Annotated in this window: 4 protein-coding genes; 3 read left to right on the forward strand and 1 reads right to left on the reverse strand. The window is 46.8% G+C overall.

Going from position 1 to position 3,525, the window contains the following annotated elements; all coding sequences use genetic code 11:
* The 3 genes from HP456_RS21430 to HP456_RS21440 form a co-directional block, all read left to right on the forward strand.
* Nucleotides 1-695, forward strand: a 695-nt coding sequence (locus HP456_RS21430; protein ID WP_172254888.1) for a carbohydrate ABC transporter permease, incomplete at its 5' end; no start/stop codon positions are given.
* Nucleotides 696-719: 24 nt separating this feature from the next.
* A complete protein-coding gene (locus HP456_RS21435) occupies nt 720-1,523 on the forward strand; it encodes a carbohydrate ABC transporter permease (RefSeq protein WP_172254890.1) in 804 nt (267 codons plus the stop codon).
* A 34-nt stretch (nt 1,524-1,557) separates the two neighbouring features.
* Nucleotides 1,558-2,472 carry a Gfo/Idh/MocA family protein gene (locus tag HP456_RS21440; protein ID WP_172254891.1) on the forward strand — a complete coding sequence of 305 codons (915 nt, stop codon included), beginning with the start codon at nt 1,558-1,560 and terminating at the stop codon, nt 2,470-2,472.
* 32 nt (nt 2,473-2,504) lie between these two features.
* Here the strand turns inward: HP456_RS21440 and HP456_RS21445 are convergent.
* On the reverse strand, nt 2,505-3,525 hold a 1,021-nt coding region (locus HP456_RS21445; protein ID WP_172254892.1), incomplete at its 5' end, for a GGDEF domain-containing protein.

The following is a 3,525-nucleotide window of genomic DNA, read 5'->3' on the forward strand; positions in this document are numbered from 1 at the left end:
AATTAGCATGGAAAGCCATATGGAATACGGTTCTTTTCTCATTGTATTATATTGTCCCGACCATGGCCCTCGGGTTGATTCTCGCCTTGATCATCAATTCGGGTGTATGGATGAAAAGCTTTTTTAAAGGGATTTTCTTTCTGCCCGTAGTGACATCGTTTGTCATCATTGCCGGTATTTGGGGATGGTTGTTTAGAGGGACCGAATCAGGGATGGTGAACTACCTGTTAAGTCAATTCGGTATCGATACGCAGCTGTTTTTGTCTGACTCAAGCCAGGCACTGATCGTTCTCGCCGGATTAAGTATTTTTAAAGTGGCCGGGAGTACGATGATTTATTACTTCGCAGGTCTGCAGTCGATCGACAGGCAGCTTTACGAATCAGCGAAAATCGACGGGGCCACTCCTTTCCGGATCTTTTGGTCGATCACTTTTCCTCTATTGAAACCGATTCATTTTTACGTCGCGATCATTACGACCATCGGTTCGTTCCAGATCTTCGATTCCACGTTCCTCCTGACGGGCGGCGGACCAAATTATGCGACAACGACCATCGTGTTTTACTTGTACCAGCAAGGTTTCGGGGGTCTTAACTTAAGCTATGCTGCAGTCCTTTCCTACGTATTGTTCTTTATTATCCTGATCATCTCGCTCATTCAGCGAAAGTACATGGGGCAGGATACGAAATATTATTAATCACCATGAAAAGGAGGGTGAAAAATGGGAAAGATCATTAAATATGTCGCTTTAACGATATTGGCTATATGTTTCCTTCTGCCATTCATCATCATGGCATTAGGGTCTTTTAAAGATATGCAATATGCGTTATTGGATCCGCTGTTCTGGATACCGGAAGATCCCACTCTGAGTAACTACACATACCTGTTTGGAAATGGGATGTTCGTCCGATGGATCTTTAACTCGGTTGTCATCACGATTGTACCGGTCTTCAGCCAGATGTTGTTTTGTGCGATTCTCGGATATATTTTTGCGAAGAAGCAATTCCCGGGACGCGAGATTATTTTCTGGGTGTTCATGGCCGTCATTATGATTCCTCAGCAATTGCTCATCATTCCCAAATACATTATGTTTGCTGACTTCGGCTGGATAAACACCTATTGGGCTTTGATTATTCCGGAGCTGTGGGGAATCATGGGTGTGTTCCTGGTTCGCCAGTTCTTGCAAAGTATTCCGAATGACTTGGAAGAAGCTGCCCGCATTGACGGGGCAAACGATATAAAGGTGTTTTTTAAGGTAATACTGCCGTTATCGATTCCTGTTGTTGCAACAGTCGGTACGTTTTCTTTCATCTCCAACTGGAATGATCTTTTCCAGCCGTTGATTTATATGACGAGGGAAGAAATGTTCCCGGTGACGGTAGGTTTGGCTTCGATTCTTGGAAAAGAAGGGAACTTCGGAATTGAAATGGCCGGTTCGACGTTATCCTTCATTCCGACATTCCTGATTTTCTTGTTCTTCCAGCGTTATTTTACGGAAGGGATCCAAATGTCGGGACTTAAATAGTGCAAAAATTTACTGGAAGGGCGGCTGACTATTGATGAATCTCAGGATTGGCATGGTTGGTTTAGATACATCCCATGCTGCGGCTTTTACCCGATTATTGAACGATGCAGGCGGGATTCATCTTGTCAGGGGAGGAAACGTTGTAAAGGCTTTTCCGGGGGGATCGCCTGACTTTGAACTCAGTTTATCAAGGATAGGGAAAATCACAGACGAGGTCCGCCGGTATGGGGTGGAAATCGTGGATACGCTGGAGGAAGCAGCAGACCAGACAGATGCCATCCTGCTGGAATCCGTTGACGGCGGCACACACCTGGAACAATTCAGAAGATTGGCGGGTTATAAAAAGCCGGTATTCATTGATAAACCCTTTAGTCTGAGCTCTGCAGATGCTGATGAAATGAATGGAATATCGAAGATGCACGGGACCCCGGTCATGAGTGCGTCTGCCCTGCGTTTTGCAGAAGGTCTAAGACAGGTGTTAACCAGGTCTGATAAAGGTGAAGTCATCGGGGCTGATTGCTTTGGACCGATGGAGCTCCAGGGCGGGCAAGGATATTTCTGGTACGGGATTCATGCAGTCGAAATGCTCTTTGCCATACTGGGTGAAGGGGCGGAAGCGGTCACCGCTGAATCGAACGGGACCCACGACTGCTTAGTTGGCCGGTGGAGAGATGGCAGATTTGGAACAGTCAGGGGAAACCGGTCCGGTAATCAACAATTCGGAGCTCTTGTCCATTTTGAAAAAGGGACGGAATATGTTGATGTCGGCGCTCATTCCAAGCCCTTTTATGTGAGTCTCCTGGAACAAGTCATCGACTTTTTTAACGACGGAAAATCGAAAGTCGGGATGAGTGAAACGCTTGAGGTCATCCGTTTTATCGAAGCGGCAAATGAAAGCAGGGCATCCGGACTGACTGTCGGGTTGAAAGATATACTGAAAAGAAAATAGAATCCGGGCGGCCGCCCGAATCCTATTCGACCTTAATTTACCTTTTCATCCATTGTAAAGCTCAGGCGATAGATACGGCGCGGCCTGCCTTTATGGGTCAACTTTTCTTCGCCGACGATATCCACAAGTTCGGCATCCATCCATTTCAACAAGATCCGGTGGGCACTCCTTACCGTGATATTAAGGGTTGATGCCAGTTCCTGGGCCGTATAATCAACGATTCCGTACCGTTCAACCCGGGCCATGAGCTTGGTCATATAAGACGCAGACATTCCTGCCTTTTCGGCTCTGTCCAATAGTTCAGCATCGGTGATGGCTAAGTCGTATCGTTCATAGTGCAGATTTGTCGTGATATCCACCGGTCCCAGCACGCTTCTGTTTTCCCGGACGATGTAACATACATCCCCGCCGGAGTCCTTCGCCTGTCTGAGTGCCAGTCGTGCATGGCTGCCCGCTTCGGCTGCTGTCGATCCAAAGCCGACTCCGATGCTCAAGGTGATGCCCATAGCGTGGTTGGTTTCTTGAAGGAGCGGGATGAATTTGTATCCCCGTGTTTCCCGTTCAAAGATGCCCCGGGTCGTGATGAAGGAATATTCTTCACCGCCCAGGTTGATGAGATGGCCATCCAGTTGTTTGATGTAATCAAGCAGCATTTGCTGGATGTTTAGCTTCAATAATTGTACATCGTGTTCGGAATGATACTTTTCGGTCACTTTTTTGAAATCGTCGACGTTGATCAAACCGAACACGATTTGAGATTCTTTGTTCCTGCGTGTCTCAGTTGCAAGGAGTGCCCTTTCAAGGGAGACGATCATATCCTGCTGGGTCGGTGTGACCCATTCGCAGGGGATATTCATGTCAGCCATTCGCTTTGATATTTCCTGTATACCCGTCAGTGCAATGGCTCCGCGCATTTCATGATTTTCCACATGGAAATCGACAATGTCGCTGATCAACGGAGGGGTGGAGTTTTTCGGAAATACCTGGAGTTCATAATTTTCTTCTACAAGTTCGCCCAATATTTTTTCGACATATTTCTTTTCAATGGTATCA

It is taken from the genome of Bacillus haikouensis (genome assembly GCF_013179555.1).
Taxonomy (GTDB): Bacteria; Bacillota; Bacilli; order Bacillales; family Bacillaceae_B; genus Rossellomorea; species Rossellomorea haikouensis_A.

Bases quoted from the DNA above. Each gene is read 5' to 3' on its own strand.
- HP456_RS21440 (WP_172254891.1), top strand. From the start codon at position 1,558: ATGAATCTCAGGATTGGCATGGTTGGTTTAGATACATCCCATGCTGCG.
- HP456_RS21435 (WP_172254890.1), top strand. From the start codon at position 720: ATGGGAAAGATCATTAAATATGTCGCTTTAACGATATTGGCTATATGT.